The organism is Chryseobacterium sp. KACC 21268, from assembly GCA_028736075.1.
Taxonomy (GTDB): Bacteria; Bacteroidota; Bacteroidia; order Flavobacteriales; family Weeksellaceae; genus Epilithonimonas.
This window is the reverse complement of record CP117875.1, coordinates 19,993-43,194: the sequence shown is the minus strand read 5'-3', so window position 1 is coordinate 43,194 and position 23,202 is coordinate 19,993. Positions and strand designations below refer to the sequence as shown.

At 37.8% G+C, this 23,202-nt stretch carries 25 protein-coding genes; 9 read left to right on the top strand and 16 right to left on the bottom strand.

The features are described 5' to 3' along the window. Positions 1 to 97: 97 nt before the first annotated feature. Genes PQ459_00195 through PQ459_00185 form a run of 3 tightly spaced genes read right to left on the bottom strand, consistent with a single transcriptional unit; the run spans position 98 to position 1,699 of the window. Positions 98 to 499: a DUF1311 domain-containing protein gene (locus PQ459_00195; GenBank protein WDF46914.1), complete on the bottom strand. Its 402-nt coding sequence runs from the start codon at positions 497 to 499 to the stop codon at positions 98 to 100. Between the two features lie 16 nt (positions 500 to 515). Next, complete coding sequence (locus PQ459_00190) at positions 516 to 1,046, bottom strand: putative metal-dependent hydrolase (GenBank protein WDF46913.1); 531 nt, start codon at positions 1,044 to 1,046, stop codon at positions 516 to 518. Beyond that, a complete protein-coding gene (locus tag PQ459_00185; GenBank protein ID WDF46912.1) occupies positions 1,046 to 1,699 on the bottom strand; it encodes an SGNH/GDSL hydrolase family protein in 654 nt (217 codons plus the stop codon). Before PQ459_00185 ends, PQ459_00190 begins: the two co-directional genes overlap by 1 nt. A 232-nt stretch (positions 1,700 to 1,931) precedes the next feature. Between PQ459_00185 and PQ459_00180 the strand changes: the two genes are divergently transcribed. After that, the gene (locus PQ459_00180) at positions 1,932 to 2,174 is read left to right on the top strand and encodes a VF530 family protein (GenBank protein WDF46911.1); all 243 of its coding nucleotides are present in this window, start codon (positions 1,932 to 1,934) and stop codon (positions 2,172 to 2,174) included. Between the two features lie 89 nt (positions 2,175 to 2,263). Here PQ459_00180 and PQ459_00175 read toward each other — a convergent pair whose 3' ends face one another. From PQ459_00175 to PQ459_00165, 3 genes are read right to left on the bottom strand one after another with little or no spacing between them, the layout of a single operon-like run. Next, positions 2,264 to 2,641, bottom strand: a complete 378-nt coding sequence (locus tag PQ459_00175; GenBank protein ID WDF46910.1) for a YchJ family protein — start codon at positions 2,639 to 2,641, stop codon at positions 2,264 to 2,266. A 25-nt stretch (positions 2,642 to 2,666) separates the two neighbouring features. Then, positions 2,667 to 3,362, bottom strand: a complete 696-nt coding sequence (locus tag PQ459_00170) for a hypothetical protein (GenBank protein ID WDF46909.1) — start codon at positions 3,360 to 3,362, stop codon at positions 2,667 to 2,669. A 26-nt stretch (positions 3,363 to 3,388) separates the two neighbouring features. After that, a complete protein-coding gene (locus PQ459_00165; protein WDF46908.1) occupies positions 3,389 to 5,491 on the bottom strand; it encodes a M3 family metallopeptidase in 2,103 nt (700 codons plus the stop codon). 332 nt (positions 5,492 to 5,823) lie between these two features. Here PQ459_00165 and PQ459_00160 point away from each other — a divergent pair, with 332 nt between their 5' ends. Next, positions 5,824 to 6,354 (top strand): SRPBCC family protein, encoded by a 531-nt coding sequence (locus PQ459_00160; GenBank protein WDF46907.1) that lies wholly within the window; start codon positions 5,824 to 5,826, stop codon positions 6,352 to 6,354. Between the two features lie 53 nt (positions 6,355 to 6,407). On the opposite strand, the gene PQ459_00155 is transcribed toward PQ459_00160, so the two are convergent. Then, the gene (locus PQ459_00155; GenBank protein ID WDF46906.1) at positions 6,408 to 9,221 is read right to left on the bottom strand and encodes an alpha-amylase family glycosyl hydrolase; all 2,814 of its coding nucleotides are present in this window, start codon (positions 9,219 to 9,221) and stop codon (positions 6,408 to 6,410) included. A 414-nt stretch (positions 9,222 to 9,635) separates the two neighbouring features. Here PQ459_00155 and PQ459_00150 point away from each other — a divergent pair, with 414 nt between their 5' ends. Together PQ459_00150 and deoC are read left to right on the top strand one after the other, a co-directional pair. Continuing rightward, positions 9,636 to 10,106, top strand: a complete 471-nt coding sequence (locus PQ459_00150) for an Lrp/AsnC ligand binding domain-containing protein (protein ID WDF46905.1) — start codon at positions 9,636 to 9,638, stop codon at positions 10,104 to 10,106. 107 nt (positions 10,107 to 10,213) lie between these two features. Further along, entirely contained in the window at positions 10,214 to 10,957 is a 744-nt protein-coding gene (deoC, locus tag PQ459_00145) for a deoxyribose-phosphate aldolase (GenBank protein ID WDF46904.1), read from the top strand. 75 nt (positions 10,958 to 11,032) lie between these two features. Here deoC and PQ459_00140 read toward each other — a convergent pair whose 3' ends face one another. From PQ459_00140 to PQ459_00100, 9 genes are all read right to left on the bottom strand, one after another. Further along, on the bottom strand, positions 11,033 to 12,193 hold the full coding sequence (locus PQ459_00140; GenBank protein ID WDF46903.1) for an NAD(P)/FAD-dependent oxidoreductase: 1,161 nt from the start codon (positions 12,191 to 12,193) through the stop codon (positions 11,033 to 11,035). Between the two features lie 24 nt (positions 12,194 to 12,217). Beyond that, a complete protein-coding gene (locus PQ459_00135) occupies positions 12,218 to 12,967 on the bottom strand; it encodes a helix-turn-helix domain-containing protein (GenBank protein ID WDF46902.1) in 750 nt (249 codons plus the stop codon). A gap of 18 nt (positions 12,968 to 12,985) precedes the next feature. Further along, the gene (locus tag PQ459_00130) at positions 12,986 to 13,387 is read right to left on the bottom strand and encodes a VOC family protein (protein ID WDF46901.1); all 402 of its coding nucleotides are present in this window, start codon (positions 13,385 to 13,387) and stop codon (positions 12,986 to 12,988) included. Next, positions 13,384 to 13,899, bottom strand: coding sequence for a hypothetical protein (locus tag PQ459_00125; GenBank protein ID WDF46900.1), 516 nt, complete (start codon positions 13,897 to 13,899; stop codon positions 13,384 to 13,386). Before PQ459_00125 ends, PQ459_00130 begins: the two co-directional genes overlap by 4 nt. Positions 13,900 to 13,958: 59 nt before the next feature. After that, positions 13,959 to 15,428, bottom strand: a complete 1,470-nt coding sequence (locus tag PQ459_00120) for an alpha-amylase (GenBank protein ID WDF46899.1) — start codon at positions 15,426 to 15,428, stop codon at positions 13,959 to 13,961. Between the two features lie 439 nt (positions 15,429 to 15,867). Next, positions 15,868 to 16,956 carry a DNA polymerase IV gene (gene dinB, locus PQ459_00115; GenBank protein WDF46898.1) on the bottom strand — a complete coding sequence of 363 codons (1,089 nt, stop codon included), beginning with the start codon at positions 16,954 to 16,956 and terminating at the stop codon, positions 15,868 to 15,870. Between the two features lie 113 nt (positions 16,957 to 17,069). After that, positions 17,070 to 17,585: a thioredoxin family protein gene (locus tag PQ459_00110; GenBank protein ID WDF46897.1), complete on the bottom strand. Its 516-nt coding sequence runs from the start codon at positions 17,583 to 17,585 to the stop codon at positions 17,070 to 17,072. Positions 17,586 to 17,637: 52 nt separating this feature from the next. Next, positions 17,638 to 18,087, bottom strand: a complete 450-nt coding sequence (gene dtd / locus PQ459_00105) for a D-aminoacyl-tRNA deacylase (GenBank protein ID WDF46896.1) — start codon at positions 18,085 to 18,087, stop codon at positions 17,638 to 17,640. 24 nt (positions 18,088 to 18,111) lie between these two features. After that, complete coding sequence (locus tag PQ459_00100) at positions 18,112 to 18,564, bottom strand: hypothetical protein (GenBank protein WDF46895.1); 453 nt, start codon at positions 18,562 to 18,564, stop codon at positions 18,112 to 18,114. 98 nt (positions 18,565 to 18,662) lie between these two features. Here PQ459_00100 and greA point away from each other — a divergent pair, with 98 nt between their 5' ends. The 5 genes from greA to PQ459_00075 all read left to right on the top strand — a co-directional run bounded on the left by greA (position 18,663) and on the right by PQ459_00075 (position 23,144). Then, positions 18,663 to 19,130: a transcription elongation factor GreA gene (greA, locus tag PQ459_00095; protein ID WDF46894.1), complete on the top strand. Its 468-nt coding sequence runs from the start codon at positions 18,663 to 18,665 to the stop codon at positions 19,128 to 19,130. 55 nt (positions 19,131 to 19,185) lie between these two features. Continuing rightward, positions 19,186 to 19,575, top strand: coding sequence for an HIT family protein (locus tag PQ459_00090; GenBank protein WDF46893.1), 390 nt, complete (start codon positions 19,186 to 19,188; stop codon positions 19,573 to 19,575). 50 nt (positions 19,576 to 19,625) lie between these two features. Continuing rightward, the gene (gene clpX / locus PQ459_00085) at positions 19,626 to 20,810 is read left to right on the top strand and encodes an ATP-dependent Clp protease ATP-binding subunit ClpX (protein ID WDF46892.1); all 1,185 of its coding nucleotides are present in this window, start codon (positions 19,626 to 19,628) and stop codon (positions 20,808 to 20,810) included. Between the two features lie 71 nt (positions 20,811 to 20,881). After that, positions 20,882 to 22,903 carry a T9SS type A sorting domain-containing protein gene (locus PQ459_00080; protein WDF46891.1) on the top strand — a complete coding sequence of 674 codons (2,022 nt, stop codon included), beginning with the start codon at positions 20,882 to 20,884 and terminating at the stop codon, positions 22,901 to 22,903. Positions 22,904 to 22,919: 16 nt separating this feature from the next. Further along, positions 22,920 to 23,144, top strand: a complete 225-nt coding sequence (locus PQ459_00075; GenBank protein ID WDF46890.1) for a signal peptidase — start codon at positions 22,920 to 22,922, stop codon at positions 23,142 to 23,144. The last annotated feature ends 58 nt before the right edge of the window (positions 23,145 to 23,202 follow it).

Genomic DNA, 23,202 nt, shown 5'->3' with positions numbered 1-23,202 from the left:
ATAAGTGCAATTATAAAAGCGCATATAATGATTAGTGTAAATTTTTTATAACTATATTTAATGTGGTTTGTTTCCATTGATTAACATATTGAACTAATCAATAATCAAACTGCTCATCATAATCTTTAAGCTGTAAAACCCTTTCCTTCACAATCTCCAATTTTTTATTTTCCGCAATCACGTAGAATAATGTTCCTTTCTTCACACCAATATAATATTTGTCAATCAATTTGAATTCAGAATCTCGGAACTTCATCCAATTTCTCTGCGCTTCTACCAATTCGCTCTTTCCGGTTTTTGAAAGTTTTTGACTTAATGATAAATAAGATTTATTAAGTTCTTTGTCCCAAGAATCCCGAGCAGAAGAAACACAGCTTACTTGACCAGCAGTAGAATTTCTTTGGCTTAGACATTTTTCCAGGTCTTGGTCGATTTTATTCTGAGCCAATGAAAAAATATTGATGGAAAGTAGAAATAAAAAAGAGATTGGTTTTTTCATAATTTTTTAAAGTTTTTTAATTAAATCTCAATTCCTTCGCTTGGCGAATATGCGCCAAATGATGCTGACAATGCCAACTGTAAATTAAAATATTCTCTTTGAGCGAAATCTTTTCTGACTGTTCAGGATGGATAAATTCTTTGTTCAAATCTTCCTCAGACAAACTTTTCAAAAGAAAAACCCATCTTTCGTGCAAAGCTTCCAGCAACTTCAAAGAAACAAAAGGCGAAAGCTTGCTATCCGGCAATTCTGCCCAAAGACTTTCCCCGTAAGGTTTAATTATTGGAATATTTTCCGTCAACGCCAATTTGAATCGCACATAACTGTTGATATGACTATCGGCACAATGGTGAATAACTTGTGATATGGTCCAGCCTTCTGGTCTGTATTTTAACTTCAAATCGTTTTCATCCAAATTTTCAATTTCGACTTTCACAAGATTTGGAAATTTTTCAATTTCAGAAATAGCCGATTCGATGATGTCTTTGGTGATGTTTTCCGGTTTTTGGAATTTTCCGACTGGGAATTTCAGTGCTTCAAGATTCATTACTTCAAATTTTTCATCAGAATGGCTTCCATTTTCTCATAACCCAATTTGTTCGGATGGATTCCGTCTTCTGCAATTTCTTTCGGCAAACCGTCTTTATCGTCTTTCAAAGGTGTGTGATAATCGATGTAGGTGATTTTGTTTTTCTGAGCGTAATCTTTTATCATTTGATTCAGTGCAATCACTTTGTCAGCGGGCATCATTCCTTTTCTCCAAGGGAAATCGGATGCGGGAAGCGCCGAACACAAAACCACTTTGATATTATTGGCTTTTGCCAATTCCACCATCGAAACAATATTCCCAAAAACCTTATCCAAAGAAATAGGACCTTGATTTTCCGCAATATCATTGGTTCCAGCGAGGATAATCACGCGTTTTGGTTTCAATAAAATCACATCTTCGCGAAATCTCAAAAGCATCTGTGAAGTCACTTGTCCACCGATTCCTCTTCCGACGAAATTGTTTTTAGTGAAAAATTCCGGGTCTGTGGCAAACCAACCTTCTGTGATAGAATCGCCCATCAATACAGAGTTTGGTGTTGTGTTTTTGGATTTTACTTCTTGATTTTGTTTCTGATATTTGCCGAAATTGGCGAAGTCCTGAGCGTGAGACATTGTAGAAAATAAAAGGATAATAAAAGTTAGGATTTTCATTTTTTCTGATTTATAATCAAATATATGAAATAAGGAGAAGCGGAAATTACATCAAGAAAATAAAATGTCTTTATTGATTTGTTTGCTGTTAATCATTTTTAAAAGACTTAATGAATTTCAAATCTTAGCTGAGCGAAGCGCCTTTGCGAACCTTAAAAATATTTTCAATCATTATAAAAAATCTTTGCGGACTTTGCGTTCAAAATTATATTAAAATCAATAATTTTACAAAATGGAACAAACTTCGAAAGACCCTTTACACGGCCAAAGACTAGACGCTATTTTGGAAGAATTGGTGGATTACTACAATGGTTTCGAAGAACTGGGAAAGCAAATCAACATCCGATGTTTCAACGCCGACAATCCAAGCATCAATTCCTCGCTGAAATTCCTCAGAAAAACCGACTGGGCAAGAGCCAAAGTGGAAAGTTTGTATCTGTATGTTTTAAGACAAAAAAAGAAAAAAGGTTTATAAAGGAATACTTCGAAAGCCTCAGTGAAATTTCTAAGATTACATAATTTAATCCATTGTCAGGCTGAGGCTCTCGAAGCCCATTAAAGAAGTCAATCCAAAAACACTCCGCTCACATAATACCAGCGGTTCTGAATCGTTTTGAAAGTCGATAACTCGTGATGAACTTGCGGATTTCCATCTTCATCCGTATAAAACGCTTTGAATTCCACTTTGTTCATTGAAGGCGTATCCACGATTTTCAACCTCGTCCATTTATTGATTTCGCCCCATTCTTGAAGACTTTTCTTATTATGGAATTTCCGTTTTCCAGGCGAAGTGGTTTCCCACAGATATTCACCATTCGGAATCGCAAACGCTGAAAAACGAGAACGCATCAAAGCTTCCGCAGTTGGTGGGAATTTTTCTTTTGTGTGATAAGGTTGACAGCAATCTTCGTAGGGTTTTCCAGAACAGCAGGGACAAGTCATTGGTTTAAATTATAAATTGATAAGGTTATTTGGCCTTTTTCAGATTGCCGTTTTCATCATAATATTTCCATTCTCCAGTTTTTTCACCATCTTTTATGATTCCAACTGCTCCAATCTTTCCGTTCTTATGATATAATTTCCATTCGCCGACCATCATTCCATTATCATCGTGACTGCCAGTTTTTTCCAAGTTTCCGTTTTCGTGATAATATTTCCATTCACCAACGCGATTATTGTCTCTTTGGGTTCCAACGTGTCTTAGCTGTCCATTGGCGTAATATTCTTTCCATTCGCCAATGGTTTTTCCAGCTTCATCGTAGCTTCCAATCATTTTTGGTTTTCCATTGTCGTGGTACCATTGGTGTTCGCCAATTCTGTTTTCGCCATTGTACAAGCCAATTTCATAAAGTTGTCCATTATCATAATATTCCTTCCACTCACCAGTTTGCTTTCCATTTTCGAATCGACCAATTGTTCTCAATTTTCCATTGCGATAATAGGTTTTCCATTCATCGACTGGTTTTCCATTGGTGTATTTTCCAATTTGGAAGAGTTCGCCATTTTTCTCAAACCATTTCCATTCGCCTGTTCGCTCCCCATTTTTGTCCGTTTGTCCGGTTAGCTTCGCATCATTTTCAAATAATGTTGTGGGCTTCGTTTGAGCTTTTACAAAGACAGAAATACAAACCAATAATAAAATCAAGTTTAAGTGATTTTTCAATATTTTAATTTTTAGCTAATATAATATTAAACTCCAAACGCTCTCTTCAATAAGCTCTCCACTTTCGGCTCGCTTCCACGGAACGCTTTGAACAATTCCATCGGGTCTTTGGTTCCGCCGGAAGAAAGAAGGATTTTATATTTTGAAGCAATTTCCGGATTGAAGATGCCATTCTCTTTGAAATATTGAAACGCATCCGCATCCAAAACTTCCGCCCATTTGTAAGAATAATAACCAGCCGAATATCCACCTTGAAAAATATGTGAGAAACTTGGTGCAGTCGCCGTTTCCGGATTTGAAGGGTAGATACTTGTAGCCTCAGTTTTTTCAACTTCGTACTCTTTCACGCTCAAACGCTCCAACTCTCCAACTTCCGAATGAAACGCCATATCCAACAATCCAAGACCAACTTGTCTCATCGTTTGATAGCCTTCCATAAAGGATTTGCTTTGAGATAACTTCTCGATTTTTTCGTCTGGTAAAATTTCTCCGGTTTGATAATGTTTGGCGAATGTTTTTAGAAATTCTGGTTCGTAGCAGAAATTTTCTAAGAATTGGGAAGGCAATTCCACAAAATCCCATTTCACAGAAGTTCCTGACAAATTCGGATATTGCGTGTCTGCCAAAACGCCGTGAAGTGCGTGTCCAAACTCGTGGAACAAGGTTGTCACTTCCTGGAAAGTCAACAAACTTGGCGTGTCTTTCGTAGGCTTTGTGAAATTACAAACCACGGAAATATGCGGACGGGAATTTTCGCCGTCTTTTTTATATTGATTTTTATAGCTCGTCATCCAGGCTCCGGCACGTTTTCCTTTTCGAGGATGATAATCGACGTAAAGGATTGCTTTTAGCGCTTGGCTTTTGGCTTCTTGCTTTTCGTTTGTCAGGCTGAGATTATCGAAGCCTTCTGCACTTCCATTTTCCAACTTTCCGCTTCCAACGTCGAAAATCTCATAAGTCTTCACATCTTCGTGGTATTTCTGAACATCATTAATTTCCTTGAATTCAAGTCCAAATAATTTTCCTGCTAATCCGAAAACTGCTTCCTGAACTTTCTCCAATTGGAAGTAAGGTTTCAGTTCTTCATCATCGATATCGAATTTTTGTTTTCTTAATTTTTCAGCGTAGAAAGCGTGGTCGTAGCTTTGAATTTCATCAATTCCGTCGGCTTTTGCTAAGGTTTTTAATTCCTCGATTTCCTTTTGAGCGAAAGGTTTTGCTTTGTCCAAAAGTTCGTTTAGAAATTCAAACACTTTTTCTGGCGATTTTGCCATTCTTTCCTCCAAAACGAAATTTGCGTAATTTTTATAACCCAATAATTCCGCTTTTTCCTGACGAAGTTTTACGATTTCTTTGATGAGATTTTGATTGTCAAATTCTCCACCGTCAAAGGATTTTTTGCCATTTGCTAATGCTAATTCTTGTCTGAGCTCACGGTTTTCTGCGTAAGTCAGTGCAGGAAGATAACTTGGATATTGAAGTGTAATCACGTAACCTTCCAAACCTTTTTCCTTGGCATCTTCGTGATATTGCTCCAGGATTGCTTCGGGAATTCCTTTCAATTGTTCTTTGTCTGTGATGTGTTTGAAATAAGCGTTGGTCGATGCCAAAGCATTTTGTCCGAATTGAAGGGACTTGATGGACAAATCCATATTGATTTTTTCCAGTTTCTTTTTGTCTTCTTCATTTAATAAAGCTCCACTTCTCACAAAACCTTTATACGTTTCATTCAGCAACATTTTTTGTTCATCGTTCAATGACAAAGTGTCTTTCTGGTCGTAAACGTTTTTGATTCTTTCGAATAGTTTTTCGTTTTGCGAAATTTTGGAAGAGAATTCGGTCAACAGTGGAGAAACATCTTGCGCGATTTTCTGGATTTCGTCGTTGGTTTCGGCAGAATTTAGATTGAAGAAAATGCTCGAAACTCTGTCCAATTGTTCGCCGGAAAAAGCCATTGCTTCAATCGTATTTTCGAAAGTTGGCGTTTCTGGATTGTTGGTGATTTCGTCGATTTCCTTTTCAGCGGTTTTTACCAATTCCTGAAATGCGGGAAGGTAATGTTCTTCTTTGATATCGCTGAAAGGTGATGAGGTATATTTGGTGTTGAATTTTTCTAATAGTGGATTCATAATTTTGTTGATAGTTGATAGTTGATAGTTGATAGTTGATAGTTAGCCTTGTCCTTGTCAGGCTGAGGCTCTCGAAGCCTTTTCTTACTTTGTTGAAATCACAAATTTAGTACCTAAAGGTGAAAGTATGACAAAATTGCGCCTCGACTTGAACGGAGCTCTTTTTGTCATTGCGATTCTAGAAAGTTTCTATTGATGACTTCACGTCTTTCGCAATGACAAAAAAGCGGGAGTGGAAGGCGGATAAAGGCGCCCAAATAAATATTGTCTTAGGAAAAGTTTTTGTATTTAAATTATTTTTAGATTTGTTTTGAACTTAAACTATACTTATTATGAAAAAAATTCTGAAAATCTTAGGTGTTATTTTGGGCATTTTTGTGGCGTATTGTCTTATCGCAATCTTGTTTTTTGACAGCCATTATCACGGTGAAAAATCGATTGTGATAAATGCACCGCAGGAGAAGGTCTGGCAGAATGTGAACTCGATGCGCGCCATCAATTCCTGGAGTCCGTGGATGAAACTGGATAAGAATCTGGTGAAAACGTATAAAGGAAATAGCGGTGTTGTCGGTGATTTTTTCGCTTGGAAAGGTAATGATGAAGTAGGCGAGGGCGAGCAGGAAATTACGAGAATCGAGCCGAATCAGCTGGTGACGACGAAGATGCACTTCATCAAACCTTTTGAGGATTATGCGACTTCGAATATCAAATTGGAACCTGCGGGCAATGACACGAAAGTCACCTGGGACATTGATTTTGATTGTACGACCATTATGAAACCGATGAAACCTGTGCTCGACAGACAAATGATGAGCACGTTTGATGAAGGCCTGAATGACTTGAAAACCTTATCTGAAAAATAAAAAATCGCCCCGAAATTATCGGGGCGATTTTGGTTTATTAAAATTGTGTTGACTTATTTCACAATCAATTTTGAAACTGCCAAACCTTCGTCTGATTTCAACTGAACCATATAAACGCCGGAGGTCAATCCATTTACAGAGAATGTTTCGTCTCCTTTCGCAGATTTCAATCCGAATGATTTAACTAGTTTTCCGTTGATATCGTACACGTTGATCTGTCCGTTTTTCGCCTTGTTGTATCTGATTTTCAACACACCTTCTGTCGCTGGATTCTGTACGATTTGAAGCGATGTCTTGTTGGTGTCAATCTTCGCATCGTCAGTCGCCAAAACGGTTTGGTTACCATAGATCCTGAATTCTCCTGGCTGAAGAACGACAGTCGTAGCAGCACTTGCAGACATTGAAGTGTTGTCCATCAAGTTGTACCAAGTAGCGGCGTATGGGAAGTTAGGTGTTACAGTTTGTGCTGTTGTGGTAAAGTTGGCCACAACGATGACATTCTTCAAACTGTTTGCAGGCAATGCATCTTTCCAAATGTAGATCTTAGGCAAAAGATTCCCGGACTCTACAGTGAAAGTGGTCGTGTCAAAAACTGGGCTTGACAATCTGATTTGCAATATTTTTGACCATACATCATAAATTGATTTTCTAGCCACATCTGTATCATAGCCTAATGTGAAAGCTACTGGTTTTGGAGATAGTCTACAATCGTTGCTGATGGTTCCGTTTTCACATCTGTTGATACTGAATTCATATCCAAGTTCTCCAAACTGCCAGATCATTTTAGGACCAGGAACGGTCAAGAAAACGGCACCGAAAGCTTTTTGTCTTTCCAATGCTGTTGCAAGAGTTTTTACTGGACCATTTCCATAGTTCAGGTTTCTGAACATCAATCTTTCTTCATCGTGGCTTTCACCGTAAGTTACGTTTCTTCTTTCGCTGAAACCGTGGTTTTCGAAATCAACTCTGCTGAAGTTGCTGTTGGCATCGTAACCCATTGTGTTTTGACCGTAAGGACCAATCAAATTGTCCCACATCATCACACCTTTTCCTTCGCCAACTTTGTAGTTTGCCCATTGTTGCTCTTCCTGATCTGAACCCAAATGTTCGAAGATGATGTAAGAAGTCGGGTCGTAAGACCATTGATAGTCCGAGTATAGTTTCAAAACATCCACTCTGTCCTGCTGATAAGAACCAGTACAACCTTCATCTGAAGCTGTACAGTTTTGTGTAAATCCTTTGGTAAGGTCCCAACGGAATCCATCCACTTTGTATTCTTTGATCCATTGTTCCAAAACTCTGTTCACATAATATCTGGTGTCAGCTTTTGAATGGTTGAAATCATAGAAAACGTTGTAAGCGTGCGTCGGTAACAAGTTGAAGTAAGGATTGTTGGAAGCCACACCTCCATAACTTCCGTCTGTGCTAGTGGACCATAATCTTTCTAATGGTGATCTTCCGGTAGCGTGATTCAACGCAACATCCAATATCACGGCAATTCCGTTTTGGTGGCATTTATCAATAAATTCTTTAAATTTTTCCGGCGTTCCGTAAGCTTTGTCCAAAGCCAGGTGGAATCCAGGATTGTAACCCCAAGAGCTGTTTCCATCAAATTCCATTACAGGCATTAGTTCGATTGCATTCACGTTCAGTCCTTTGATGTACGGGATCTTATCGATCATTGCCTGCCAGTTTTTTCCTTCTGTAAAATCTCTTACAAGCGCTTCATAGACGATAAGGTTTTGCTTTGCAGGTTTTTGGAAATTGGTCACCGTCCAGTTATAGGCAGGTTTAGCCGTTTGGATCACTGAAACATCGTATTGTTGTCCCGCTGGATAAGCTGGCAATCCTGGATAAGTACTAGCACTGATGAATGGGTCATCATCCGGAGAAAGCACCAAAGTAGAATAAGGATCTGCTACTTTCACACCGTCACTTGTTCTGTACTGGAAAGTGTAAAGCTGCTGAGGCGTAAGGCCAGAGATCTCTATCCAGAAAAGATTGGTATTGTTCGTATCTCTCTTCATCACATAATTAGAAGAAATCTGCCAGTTGTTGAAGCTGCCAATGACGTGGACATAACTTTTAAAAGGTGCATAAAGTGCCAAACCAACTTTGGTTGGGTCGTTTGGATCATAAGAGATTCCCTGTCTCATGTAAGCAGGAATAGCAGCACTTTGTGAAGAAGGCGTCGGAGAAATACTGAACTTTGAAGTTTGTACAGATCCGTCGGCTACACTCGTAGCAGTCAATTCAATCTGGCTGTCGGTTGTAATGTTGTACGCCGTGAAGATTGATGAAACATTGTTTGCTGTGTAGATCGTATTTCCGTTTGCTTTTACAACATAATTTGCTGGTAAAGATGTGCTGTAGGAAATAGGATAGTTGTTTCCGGAAGCAATAAAATTCACAGAGCCATTTTTAGGCGTTGTGTTTACAAACTGGAATTTACCAACTTCAGAATAAATGTCCTGAGACTGTCCGTTTCCGGTTTTAGTTTTTATTAGAAAACCAATTCTCCCCAATCCTGTTCTATTGTAGAATGTTCTGGGAACAAAAGTCATCGTGTAAGTATCATTACCGGAGTTGTAAGTCAACTTATTGGTTTCACTGGAAGCTGCCCAAGTTCCGTTGGTAGGGCAATCCATACTGTTGGCATCATTGCTGTCGTATGACCAGGCCCACAGGTAAAGAGCATTGTTGGTAACACCCCAGGTAGATTCGTTGATGCTACTTCCGTTGATGGTAACGGTAATAGATTCGTCTTCGTTGAAGGCAGAGGGACTGATCGAGTAGGCGACCGTCTGCGTCTGCGCATAGCTAAGGATTGCAATAAAGATTGCAATCAGGTTGTAAAATTTTTTCATTGGTCTATATATAAGGCCTAAATATATCATTTTTTCAGTATTCAAAATTATTTTTTATTTAGACATTATTTTTTGTTTTAATTAATTGAAATTAAGGTTTTTAGATCTGCGTTTTAAATAATACTACTTACGAAATTCAAATTTCAGTTTAACTAAAAATTAATATTAAATACACATTTAGGTAAAATTTAGTTTATATGATTTTTATGCTGTATTTGAAAAATTATATTAATATATTTTCTCATTTCATATTATTTTCTATATTTTTACCGTGAAATAAAAAACAATAAACATTTATTTTAATTAAATAGTAAGTTTTGGACTATGCTGTTTTTAGAAATTCAATTAAAATTATTCGTTTGTTTAAAATATTTTGTACTAAATTTAAAAAATCAAAAAATCAAATTGTAAATTATGAAAAGTGCATCTGAATCTGGTTATCATTTAGACGGGGTTGATAAAGAAATTGTCTATATGTTGATGGATAATGCAAAGACTTCTCTTGCGCACATATCTAAGCACGTAGGGATTTCTACAACGGCAGTTCATCAAAGAATAAAAAAATTGGAGCAGGCAGGCGTGATAGAGAATTCTATTTCTTTCCTTAATCCGAGAAAGATCGGCTACAAAGTGGTTTCATACATTGGTGTTTTCTTGGATCAGCCAAGTCACTATCAGGATGCGATCAAGAATCTGAATTTGGTAAATGAAGTGGTAGAGGCACATTACACGACAGGAAACTACACGATCTTCCTAAAGGTTCTTTGTAAGGATAACGACCACTTGATGGAGATCCTAAATAAGATCCAAAAACTGAAAGGTGTGACTAGAACAGAGACAATTCTTTCTCTTGAACAAAGCATCAGCAGACAGTTGAAAGTTTAAATTAAATTGATATAATAAATAAAAGGATGCAAGTTATTTGTATCCTTTTTTTATTTTTGTACAAATAGAATTAGCCGTTATAAGGCTTTAAAAATAAAAATCTGATTATGAAAATCAATCAATATTTAGACTCGACATATCTTAAAACGCCAGCTCAATCTGGGCTTACAGAAGAACAAACCTTTGAAAAAGTAAGAGAATTGACAGATGAGGCCATTGCTTATAATTTTAAGGAAGTGATGATCCGTCCGAATTATGTTAAACTAATTAAAGATTATCTCACAGCGCAACATTCCGAAGTTTTGGTAGGAACAGTTATAGGTTTTCACGAAGGCAGTTATTCTTTAGAAGAAAAATTGGCCGAAGCAAATCAAGCGGTTTTGGATGGTGTGGATGAGTTGGACTATGTCATCAATTATGAAGCTTTCAAGGCTGGAGATTTAGACTTGGTCAAAAAAGAATTTGTGGAAGGAACCAAATTAGGTCTTCATTTCGATAAAACTGTAAAATGGATCATCGAGATCGCTGCATTTACAGATTCACAAATTGCCGATCTGACAGCTAGTATCTGGAAATGGGCACAAGAAAACTTTGAAGAGAAAGACTTTTCAAAGATTTTCGTCAAATCTTCAACAGGTTTTTTTGTGACCGAAGGCGGAAAACCAAATGGAGCGACTTTCGAAGGCGTAAAAATTATGTTGGACAACGCAGGTAAACTTCCAGTGAAAGCGGCTGGCGGCGTGAAAACACCTGAAGATGCAGAAAAAATGATAAATTTAGGAATCCAAAGAATCGGAACTTCTGCTGCAAAGGCACTTCTTGGCGAAGGCTCGAGCGAAGTTGGATATTAATTCAATCCTTATACTAAAAATACAAACCTCTCGGAAATGATTTCTGAGAGGTTTTTTTAATTTATCAATTTCAGATCAGTGGTTGCCAAAGAACTCCAGCATCGTTTCCAATGCATTTTCCGAATGCATCTTTTCTCCATTTTGAAGAGATTCTTGTGCTGCCTCTGCCGCTCTTTTTCTCATATTGGCCTCGAATCCAGCAATAGCTTCCAGAAGAGAATGATGATTTTCAGAGGTCAAATGTTCACTCAGTTCAAGCGCGTCCAGCATTGCCATATTGGCGCCTTCACCTGCAAACGGCGGCATTACGTGAGCGGCATCGCCAATCATTGTCAGATTGGATTGAGCTTCCCAAGTTTGATCAACAGGCATGCAATAAATAGGACGTGGAATGAAAGGGACTTCAGTATTTTCAAATAATTCGTACCACACGTGGCTCCATTCTGGATAAGCTTTTTTGAACCAATCCAAAACTTGTAGTTTGTCATTAAAATCAAGACCACTGTCAATTGTCCAATTTTCGTCTGCTCGGAAACTGGCGTAGAAACCCAGGTCGCCGTTTCCTTTTTGTCCCATCAAAATGTTCTTTTCATTCCCGAAGGCCATTATTTTTCCACCCTTTATTAAGTTGTTTAGATATGGAACCTTCGTCTTTGAGTCAGAAATGCTTCCTTCCAACATCAATATCCCAGAATAGAAGGCTTTGATGTTCGTAATGTAAGGTCTGATCTTGGAATTGGCGCCATCAGATGCAATGACGATATCAGCGTAGACGGATTCTTTATCTTTAAAGTTTAATTTCCAACCTTCACCTTGCTTTTCCATTGATACAAAATGACTGTCCCAAATCACCGTTTCTTGGTCCAAAGACTCAAGCAAAATTTTCCTTAATGAACCACGGTCGATTTCCGGACGGAAATGGTCGTGTCCAAAATTTTCTTCGAGATTGGTTTCGTGATCACTGTAGAAAATCTCCGCTTTCTCATTGACGATAAGGGTTTTATCTGCGCCTGGAAGAAAGTTTGCTTTGAATTCGCTTAGGAGATCAGCTTTTCGGATCGCAGCCAATCCAGAATCTTCGTGAAGGTCGAGTGGGGAACCTTGGACTCTTGCATTTTTATCAATATCTCTTTCATAAACTTTTACAGAAGCGCCTTTCAGTTGTAGCAGTCGTGCTAAAGTCAGTCCGCCGGGACCTCCGCCAATGATGGCGATTTTTTTATTTTTGATGAGCATAATTTAAAATTCTATGCTGCAAAATTACTTGGTATGATAGACCAGAAATTGTAAAAAACGGTCGTTTTGATTTTTAAAAAGTTCTTTTGGAGAAACACCGGAAAGTTTCTTGATCTCTTTGATGAAGTGGGATTGGTCGGTGAAATTGAGCTGAGGAAAAAGATGACCGTCCTTGATATGATGAAGTGATGCTTGGAAGCGAAGAATGTTGCAATAATATTTCAATGAAATGCCTAAATGTTTTTTGAAATATCGGTTGATCTGTCTTTCACTCCAGCCTATTTTTTCTGGCAATTCCTTAATGTTGATTTCCCCATTACTCTCAAATATCAAATTGAATAATTTTAGTTTTCTATTATCGACTTTTTCTGGTAAGATCAACTGGATCTTCTGAGACGCTTTTTCACAAAACATTTCGATGTTTTCCAGATCATCAATGTTGAAATCCCAGAAATCATTTGGCAATTCCAATCCACTATCTACAAATTCTGAAATGGATTGATGGAGAATATATTCCAACGCCAATGGATTAAAGCTGATGGCAAAGAAAGAAATGATATCTAGCTTTGGCATTGGTTTCGGCTTAGTTTCCAAACCCATTAGGACAATGTGCAGTTGCTTTTCTTTGGTCTTGCAAAATAGCAGGTCGATCTTTCCATTTGGGACGATGACACCTTCCTTTTGACTGGAAAGATTTTGCAGAGAAGAAAAGCAATACACAAAATCAGAGATTGATGGATCTGGCTTGATCAATCGGTATTCTAATTCATCCATATTGATGAGACAAAAATTTTATTTACTTTCAGTCGGTTCCCAAAGCTCCAACTTATTCCCATCAGAATCCAGGATATGAACAAATTTCCCATGATCAGATTCATCGATCTCGTCCAGGATGGTGACGCCATTTTTCCTTAGATTTTTTACCAATTCTTCGATATTCTGAACGCGATAATTGATCATAAATTCCTTTTTTGAAGGCTCAAAATAACTGCTTCCGCTTTTGAACGGACTCCATTGCAATTGATTCACTTCGTCTGGGTCATTGACGTTTCTGGATTCGAAGGTTGAGCCCCATTCGGTCATATCAAGACCAAGGTTTTTCGAGTACCAGTCTCTGGTTTCCTTGGGGTCATCGGACAAAAAGAAAATACCACCGATGCCCGTTACTTTTGGAGGTTTGTTTTGATTGCTCATTGTGATTTGTCTTTTTTAATGATATCTCCACTATTTAGAATTATTGGTGTGCTTTCATCGTTATATTTTCGATGATTTATACCAAATGTATTTAGAATATTTTCAGATTTTGCTCTAATGGCTTTCCAAGTTTGGTGTTCATCTAGAAATTCCCAGTCCCAAATTTCATTTGGTATTTCATCTACTTGTATTTTAAACTGCAATAATTCTTCTTTATATTTTTCTTCTATTAAATTATTTCTAAAAATAGTCTCGAAGCAAACAGGCGTAAAGGCATATTCTATATCTTCATATAATTCAGTTAATGGGTCAATTAAGATAGGAGCCATTTTGTCTAACTCGTCTGAAGTGTAAGTAAATAGGATAAGTGCATTTATAAGATTTAAATGATAAAATTTTGCATATTTATCATACTCGCATAATTCTGATTTTTTAAAACCAAATTCATCGAGTTCCTCATCCATTGGTAAGGAATCTTTTTGCTTGTTTAGATTGAAAAAATTAAATTTCATTTAGGATTTAAGTCCATTTATCTTAATCAAATGTAATTAATAAATTCCTTCTAAACAATCTATTCCGCCACCCAAACACTCACATTCCCCGCAGGACAAGGAAAATCTGCCCAGCCATTTTCGTCAATCGTGATTTTATCTTCCAAATGTCCGGTGTAATCATAGAAAGTTTGCCCAGCGTATCGTTTCCCTATTTCCATTGGTTTGTGGTACGCCTCTTTGTTGCTCAGAACCACGGCACAACCGGAATGTTCGTCATCACCTTCACGAATCCAGCCTAAGCAATTCGCGTCTTCAAAATAATCTCTCTGTTCACCGTAAGCAAAATCTCTTCTCGCTTTGATGAGTTCTTCTATCGCATCCACTTTCTCGAGATGGATTTCATATTCATTCCCATCACTACCGTTGTCTTTGTAGCTTGCGCCATAAAGGTCTGGATAGAAAACACAAGGATAACCATCTTTTCTCAACAAAATCAAAGCGTAAGCTAACGGCTTAAACCAAGTTTCCACCGGCGCTTCCAAAGCCTGAAGCGGTTGCGTATCGTGATTATCCACCACAGTGACAGATTTGTCCGGATGAGAACCTACCAATGTTTTGCTGAATATCTTTCTCAAATCATAATCAGGTGTTTTCGAAGCCGTATGGAAGTTATGCTGAAGTGACGAGTCAAATAGACTCATACAACCTTCCGTAGAATCAATATAAGCTTCCAGATGTGGCAACAATCCCGGCGCCCAATATTCACCAACGGCAAAAATGTCTTTCCCTGTGTTGGAGCGCAAGAGCGTCAGCCATTCTCTGTAGAATCCGGGCGAAATATGCTTCACAGCGTCCAATCTCACGCCATCAAATCCAGTCTCATCGTGAAACCATTTTCCCCAATGATTCAGTTCTTCACGCACAAACGGACTGCGATGCTCGATGTCATTGTACATCAGATAGTCGTAATTTCCTTTTTCCGTATCCACAATCTCGTCCCAGCCATCGCCAAAATCATTGAAGATTTGGAAGATCGCCTGGTCCAAACCTTCCGCATAATCCACGCCAGAAAAACAAGTGAAATCCCATTTGAAATTAGAATATTTGTCACCTCTCCCTGGAAACGTAAATTTGGTGTAAGACTCGATTTCCATCACATCCGAAATCACCTTGTCGCGGTCATTTTCGTCCACTTTCACCACACGGAATTTCTCCAATTCGTCACCACCGGCTTTGTGGTTCAAAACCACATCGGCAATCACTTGGATTTTATTTTCTTTGAGCGCTTTCACGGCTTCCAGATATTGTTCCTTCGTTCCATATTTCGTAGCAACGCCACCTTTCTGGTCAAATTCCCCCAAGTCGAACAAATCGTAAGGGTCATACCCAACAGAATATCCTGCGTTCGTACTTTTATATGCCGGCGGAAGCCAAGCCGAAGTAATCCCAAGGTCCGACAAATATGTTGCTTGGTCTTTTGTATGTTTCCAAAGGAATGAGTCGCCATCGGTGTACCAATGGAAAAACTGTATCATCGTTCCGTTCATAAGAATGTAGATTTTTTCAGATTATTTAATTAGATATTCCGTTCTATGAAAATATCAAGCCAAGGAAATTGGGGAAGAAACAACAGAAAAGTAAAAAGAATCAAGTTGTAAATTTCAATCTCAGACAAACTATTAATTTGGGCGCCTATTTCCGTCTTCCGCTCCCAATCTTTTTGCCATCGCTAATTCCAGCCACAAAAAAGGATTTCCGCTCAAGCCGGGGCGCGCTTCGCAAGGTTCAAACGTTCCCGAATCAAAACAACTTTTGTCACTTCGTTAGGTTTCCTCTGGAACAAAATATTGTGTTTGAATCCGCCTAATCCGCCCAATCTGCGAGAAATAATTATTCCCAATCTCTTCGCTGAGCGTAAGCGTCCTTTCGAATCTTAAAATATTTTCAAGTAATTCAAAAAAATCTTTGCGGACTTTGCGTTTGAAATCAATCATCAAACTCAGCAAAAGGAATTTTCAACTGTACAGAAACCTGCTTTTTCTCGTCCGTATTAAGATTGGACAAAGAAAGTCCAAGAAGTCGAATCGCCTTGTCAAAAGGTCGCAGTTCCCAAAGTTGCTTCGCCGTGTTGTAGAACTTTTCCGCATTTTCGAAATAAAGTTCCTGCGTTTTGCTTCTCGTGTAAAGCGTAAAATCTTTGTATTTGATTTTCAAAGTCAAGGTTTTCCCTTTGATTTCTTTTTTACCAAGCCGTTCTTCCAGTTCTAAGCTTAAAGATTTCAGTTTCTGGTCCACTTCATCATCCTCATTGATGTCATCCCAAAAGGTTCTTTCCACCGCCACACTTTTCTGGATTCTATTTGGTTTCACTTCACCATTGTGGATTCCGCGGACCACATTGTAATAATATCGTCCAGATTTCCCGAAAAGCTTTTCCAGTTCGTCCAGAGATTTCGCCTTCAAATCAGAGCCTTTGAAGATGTGCAACGTGTGCATCCTGTTCGCAGTCACTTTTCCAACACCGTAGAATTTCTCAATCGGAAGGTTTTCCAGAAACTCATCTATTTTGGTTGGATGAATCGTTTTCTGTCCGTTTGGTTTATTGATGTCAGACGCCACTTTCGCCAAGAACTTATTGACAGAAATTCCAGCCGAAGCCGTCAATCCCGTTTCCTCAAAAATCCGTTTTCTGATTTCCCTTGCAATGTCATTCGCCGACTCGATGTCTTTTTTATTTTCGGTAACATCGAGATAAGCTTCGTCCAGAGAAAGCGGTTCTACCAAGTCTGTGTATTCGTGAAAGATACTTCTGATTTTGCTGGATATTTCTTTGTATCGTGCAAATCTCGGCTTTACAAAAATGAGATGCGGACATCGTTCTCTCGCCGTTTTACTCGGCATCGCAGACCGAACTCCAAATTTCCGAGCTTCGTAACTTGCTGCTGAAACTACACCACGATGTCCACCGCCAACCGCAATGGCTTTCCCACGCAGACTCGGGTCATCGAGCTGTTCTACGGAAGCATAGAAGGCGTCCATATCTACGTGGATTATTTTGCGTTGAGCTTGCATCATAGAAGTTAGAATCTAGATTTTAGAAGTTAGAATCTTAAACTGATATTAAATTATTAAAATTATACAACAAATTTAATCAAAAAAAAATCCCGAAAATTTTCGGGAAGTTGATGTTATTGGGTAAGCTTGTCAATTGTGGTTTGAATCTCCGGATCTTCGGGCGAGATCGCGTAATATTTTGCAATGTTGGATTTCTGGTCTACAACGATATATCTCGGGATCCAGTTGAGGTCGATGTAATTGTTGAAATCATTCTTCCAGCCAGATGAGAACCAATAATTTTCTTTGTCTGTCATCTCGTGCTTGTCAAGACTTTTCAAAAAACCATCTTTTGAGCGCTCCAATGATAGAAAAACGAAATTGACGTTGGGATTCTTTTCTTCCAATTCCTTAGCTTTCGGAAATGCTTTGAGGCAGTCTCTGCACCAGCCGGCCCAGAAATCCAGAATGACAACTTTGCCTTCGTGTTGCTTCAGGATTTCGGTCATAGAGATTTCTTTCCCGTTCGTATCTTGTAATTTTTGCGCCAACGCTTCTTTGGAAAATTTGGTTTTCAGAACTTTTGGAACTTCCTGTGAAAATCCAAATTGGAAAACCATTAATAATAGATAAATTAAAATCCTCTTCATTATTTTTAAATTTTGATGAACGAAGTTACGGAATAAATGTTAAACGACTTCTTTATAGCTTCGTTCTGCTATCAAAGACTAAAGTCACCGGACCGTCATTAATCAAGGAAACTTTCATATCCGCTCCAAAGATGCCGCTTTCTATTTTAAGTCCTGACTTTTTCAGTTCTTCTTTGAAATATTCAAATAGTGGAATGGCCTTGTCTGGTTTTGCCGCTTTGATGTAAGATGGTCTGTTTCCTTTTTTATAATCTGAAATCAGAGTAAACTGGCTGATGCATAGGATTTCGCCACTGATGTCTTTTACAGAGTGGTTCATTTTTCCGTCATCATCAGAGAAAACCCGCACGTCTAATATTTTTTTTACAAGCCAGTCTGCATCTTCGTTTTCGTCATTTTCGTCGACGCCAATCAATAGCATCAGTCCTTTCTCAATTTTTCCCACCACTTCATTATCCACTTTTACGCTGGATTCGGAAACACGCTGGAGTACAACTTTCATGCGATTTAGAAATTAGGATTTAAATTAATTATAAATTGAAAGGATATTGCTGTTGGAATCGAAGCTGTAACCATAGGTTTTCGGAGCAACGTTGGCTACGGCTGTTGGCTGTCCTGTGATAAGAATCCATTCTGCATTATCTCTAGGGCAGTGGACAGAGGTGCCGTTTTTAACTTCCAACGTGGTATCTGTGTCGGGACAAATATGCGGTGCATTCCTGTCGTAAACTTTAAAACCGCTGGTTATCCTTACCACGATCAATCCTCTTGTTCCGGATCCGACTTCATTTACGTAGACCCATCCTCCAACATTTTGCAATGCATAGTAAGATGGCAAACTAAGATTGAGCTGCACGGAAACTGTTGCATTGGGAAAGCAGCTGACTGTTTCGTTTCTTTCACTGCAGGAGTTGCTGAAAGTTAATAAACTGAAAGTCAGTAATGATATAAAAAGAGATAGGTTTTTTTTGATCTTCATTTCAAAATTAATTATATATTTGTAAACTCAATCTGAGACAAAATAGTATCCGGCAAAGGTCGGATTATTTTTTTATACAAACGATAAATTTTATTGTTATGAACTACGTAACCAAAGAAGGTTTGGACAAAATGAAGGCCGAACTGGAACAACTTGAAACCATAGAAAGACCAAAGATAACACAGCAGATTGCTGAGGCTAGAGATAAAGGCGACTTGTCTGAGAACGCTGAGTACGATGCTGCAAAAGAAGCGCAAGGGATGCTGGAAATGAGAATTTCTAAAATTAAGGACATTGTTTCTTCTTCAAAAATCATTGATGTGACTCAGCTAGATCTTAGCAAAGTATCTATCCTTACAACGGTAAGGTTGAAAAATAATGCTACGAAGGGAGAACAAAAATTCACCTTGGTTCCTGATAACGAAAGTGATATCAAGTCCGGAAGAATCTCTGTAAACACACCAATTGCAAAGGGGCTTTTAGGAAAAGTGGTGGGAGAAACGGCAGATATCATTTTGCCAAATGGTAACAAACTTTCTTTTGAAGTTTTAGAAATTTCATTATAAAATAGAATTGGTTTAGTCATTAAATGAAGATTTTAAATCAATCAAGATCAACATTATGAGCAGTATTTTTTCTAAAATCATCAGCGGGGAAATCGACAGTTATAAGATAGCAGAGGATAACAAGCATATTGCTTTTCTTGATGCAATGCCTTTGGTAAAAGGGCATACTTTGGTTGTACCTAAAAAGGAAACAGACCTTATATTTGATCTGGACTCTGAGGATTATAAAGATCTTTGGGCTTTTACCCAGGATATTGCAAAGCAAATCAAAAAAGCGATTGACTGTAAAAGAGTAGGGATTGCGGTGGTAGGACTAGAGGTTCCTCACGCGCACATTCATCTTGTACCGCTCAATAATATAGATGACCTTAATTTTAAGAATGTCCGGCTTATTTTTTCGCCAGACGAGTATAAGGAAATTCAGGAATCGATAATCAAAGCATAAAAGAAGTTTCTGACTTCTTTTTTTTAATTTAATAGAATTCAAAAATAAATATGAATCCAAACCAATGTTCATTTTGCGGGAGAAAAAAGAATGAAGTTCAAATTCTGATCTCTGGTCAAAATGGCTTTATATGCGAAAACTGTATAGAACAGGCACATGCTATTGTGAAAGACAGCGCAACTGCAACTCCGGAAACCTCCATGGCATCATCTCTTGATGAACTTAAAAAGCCAAGGGAAATAAAAGCTTTCCTGGATGAGTATGTGATAGGACAAGATCAGGCAAAGAAACAATTGTCTATCGCAGTTTATAACCATTATAAGAGAATACTTCACGCAAAAAACGAAAACCGTGAGGTCGAAATAGAAAAATCCAACATTATTATGATTGGGGAAACCGGAACAGGAAAAACATTGTTGGCAAAAACCATTGCAAAACAACTGAATGTTCCGTTTTGTATCGTAGATGCTACAATTCTTACAGAGGCCGGCTATGTTGGGGAAGATGTAGAAAGTATTCTTTCCAGACTCTTGATGGTGGCGGACTATGACGTAGAAAAAGCCGAAAAAGGAATTGTTTTCATTGATGAGATTGATAAAATTGCGAGAAAATCTGATAATCCCAGTATCACTCGTGATGTTTCGGGAGAAGGCGTTCAGCAAGGATTGTTGAAACTTTTGGAAGGAAGTATTGTAAATGTTCCGCCGCAAGGTGGTCGTAAGCATCCGGATCAGAAGTATATCCAGGTCAATACTCAGAATATTCTCTTCATTGCAGGAGGTGCATTCGACGGGATGAATGAAATAATTGAGAGAAGGCTGAACAAACAAGCCATTGGATTCTCAAAAGATAAATTAAATAAAACTGAGGACGAAGATTACATCCTAAGCCAAATTAATGCGATTGATCTGAAGAGCTTTGGATTGATTCCTGAGCTTTTGGGAAGATTCCCAATTATCACTTACCTCGAAAAACTGACGAAAGAGGTGCTTGTCAGAATTATGAAGGAACCGAAAAATTCTATCGTAAATCAGTTCACAGAGCTTTTCAAGATGGATAACGTTGCTTTGGAATTTACAGATGAGGCTATCGCAGAAATAGTGGAAGATACTATGAATAAGGGACTTGGTGCAAGAGGATTGCGTGGCACGACAGAAAAAATATTGGAAGACTATATGTTTAATATCGACAATGTGTCGGAAGTTAAAATTGAAACAATATTACATAATCTTTAATTGTTAAGAGTTTTTTTAGCGATTGTGAAAAATTTAATATCTTTGCAAAATAAACACACAAAAACATCAAAATGATAAAAAAATTATTTACTGTTAAATTAATATTTTTTTATACTCTAGGTTTTTCTCAGGCTATACTTACTTATGTAGGTAATAGTGCTTTGGTTACGATCCAAAGTAATACCCTAGTTTATAACGGAGGAGGATTGCAAACTGCTGGATCAGCAGTTGTGAATAACTCTGGGAATATAATGATTAACGCAACTTCTGCTGATGGATTAAACATTGCGAACACGTCAAGTTTTAATTTAAAGTACAATCCTGCAACTACAACTGACTATGGTCAATTGTACATAGCCGGGATTCCTCAGACAGCAATTTTAGGGAAAGTAAACAAAGAGTACAGATCTGATTATCAAAATGGAACAACTGGCAGACAACAGACTGGTTTACCTTTTGTTAATTTTACAATTCAGGATTTGATTAATACTTTTGGAGCAGGACAAATCAACTTTACCAATGCTGCTTTGAATTCCGCAGGACGTTTCAGTTTCAATTCTATGTTTAGATGGAATAATGTAAACTCTAAATTTGACCAGATTTACATCAATCCAGATAATGCTACAGTGATTGGCAATCCTATGACTTACTTTATCTTGCCGAGAAGAAATGCGGCAGGAACTTATTTCTGGAATCCAACATCTACTTCGGCTGCAGATCTAAAAGTATTCTCCGGTAATCCTGTTTCTGATAATGCTTTAACATCCTCAAACTATATTTTTAATTTGTCTGGACAACAAGTTGTGAATTTCGGGTACAATGGTAGTGCGAGAAATACTTACGGAGAAGCTTACAGAACATATTTGGATGACCCTTTTAGTTCAAAAACACCTTCTTGGTCAGCAGATTACGGAAGAAACCTTTATCAGCTTGCAAATCCGTTCCTTACAAATATTGATTTGAAATTCATTGCAACCAATGAAACAGGAACAACAAGTGATGATAATTATCTACCAAATCTTGTTGGAGTTGCTTACTATGGTACAAATCATGTTAATTGGCAGATAGGACAGGGTACTACTTATGGTACTGCTATTATTGCAGCCATATCTGGAGGAGCTTTCCAGGCTGGTGATATCTCTGCTAACAGGCTAGTCATCAAACCGATGGGTGAATTTATGGTAAAACTAAGTTCAAATGCAGCACAGACCTTGAATCTCTCTAAGACAAGAAGATTTAAATTCACATCCCGTGCTAATAATATAGATTATACGGTAGCTGCTGCGAGAACTAATGAAGGCTCGGAAGAAGGAGACAACACTATACCTGCGGATAAAGTAGTGAAACAAGTTGCTGTGATAATGTATGATATGGATGGAATAGAAATTGACCGTACATATTACGCAGTATCTCCATCAGCAATTAGTGGATACGATCCTTTGAATACTATGCTACAAGCTTATTCAACAGCTAACTCTTTAGACACAGCATTGGAAACAAATGCAGTAGCTGAAAGAAAAATATACACAAAAGAGGAAGCTCTTATAGGAGGAGAAGATATTAATTATACAGATAAGCTATACATTAATGAAGCAAATGAAATCGCTTTCAAATCAAAAGAGATTCCTTTATTCATCAATTATTCTGATCCTTTTCAATTGAAGTTTGAAGTTTACGAGAAAGGAGAAAGAGTAACAGATGGTCTTTCAAATGGTAATAGTTTTTATTTAAAAAATGCTCAAGGTCAATTTGTGAAAATAGTGGATGGTGAAAGCCTGACTCTAAATGGAACTCAGAATTTAGGCTTGTATTATGAGATGCCAGAAGGTGGAACATTGGGATCCAATGATCTAATTACGTCTCAAACTATTATTGCTAAAAAGGATTCGCAATGGGTTGTTAGATTTGCAAAAAATTGGAATAAAGCTACTGTAGAAGTGTACTCTGCTACAGGTCAACTTCTTAATACAAAATCTCAAATATCAACTGCTTCTGATTATTCTATCCCATTGAATTATCAGGCAAAGAGTATGTTTATTGTAAAAGCTACTTCTGAGAAAGGTGAAGTTGTAATCAAAAAAATAGTTAACTAAACACACAAACCATTATATGATGAATCTTATTTCAAAAAAAACTTATAGCCTCTTATTGTTTGCAATAAGTATATTAAGTTTTGCGCAATCAGTCCCACCGCCGCCGGAAAATCCAGAATCCGGAGATATAGGTGCGTATCCTGCCTCTCCAATTGATGCATACACATTAGTTTTGTTTCTTTTAGCAATAGTAATGATTGTATTTTTTATGATGAAGCAGAAACAAGGAACCGTAGAATAAAATTATATTTTTTTTAATATTTTAAAACTCACTTTTTTAGTGGGTTTTTTTTATTTTT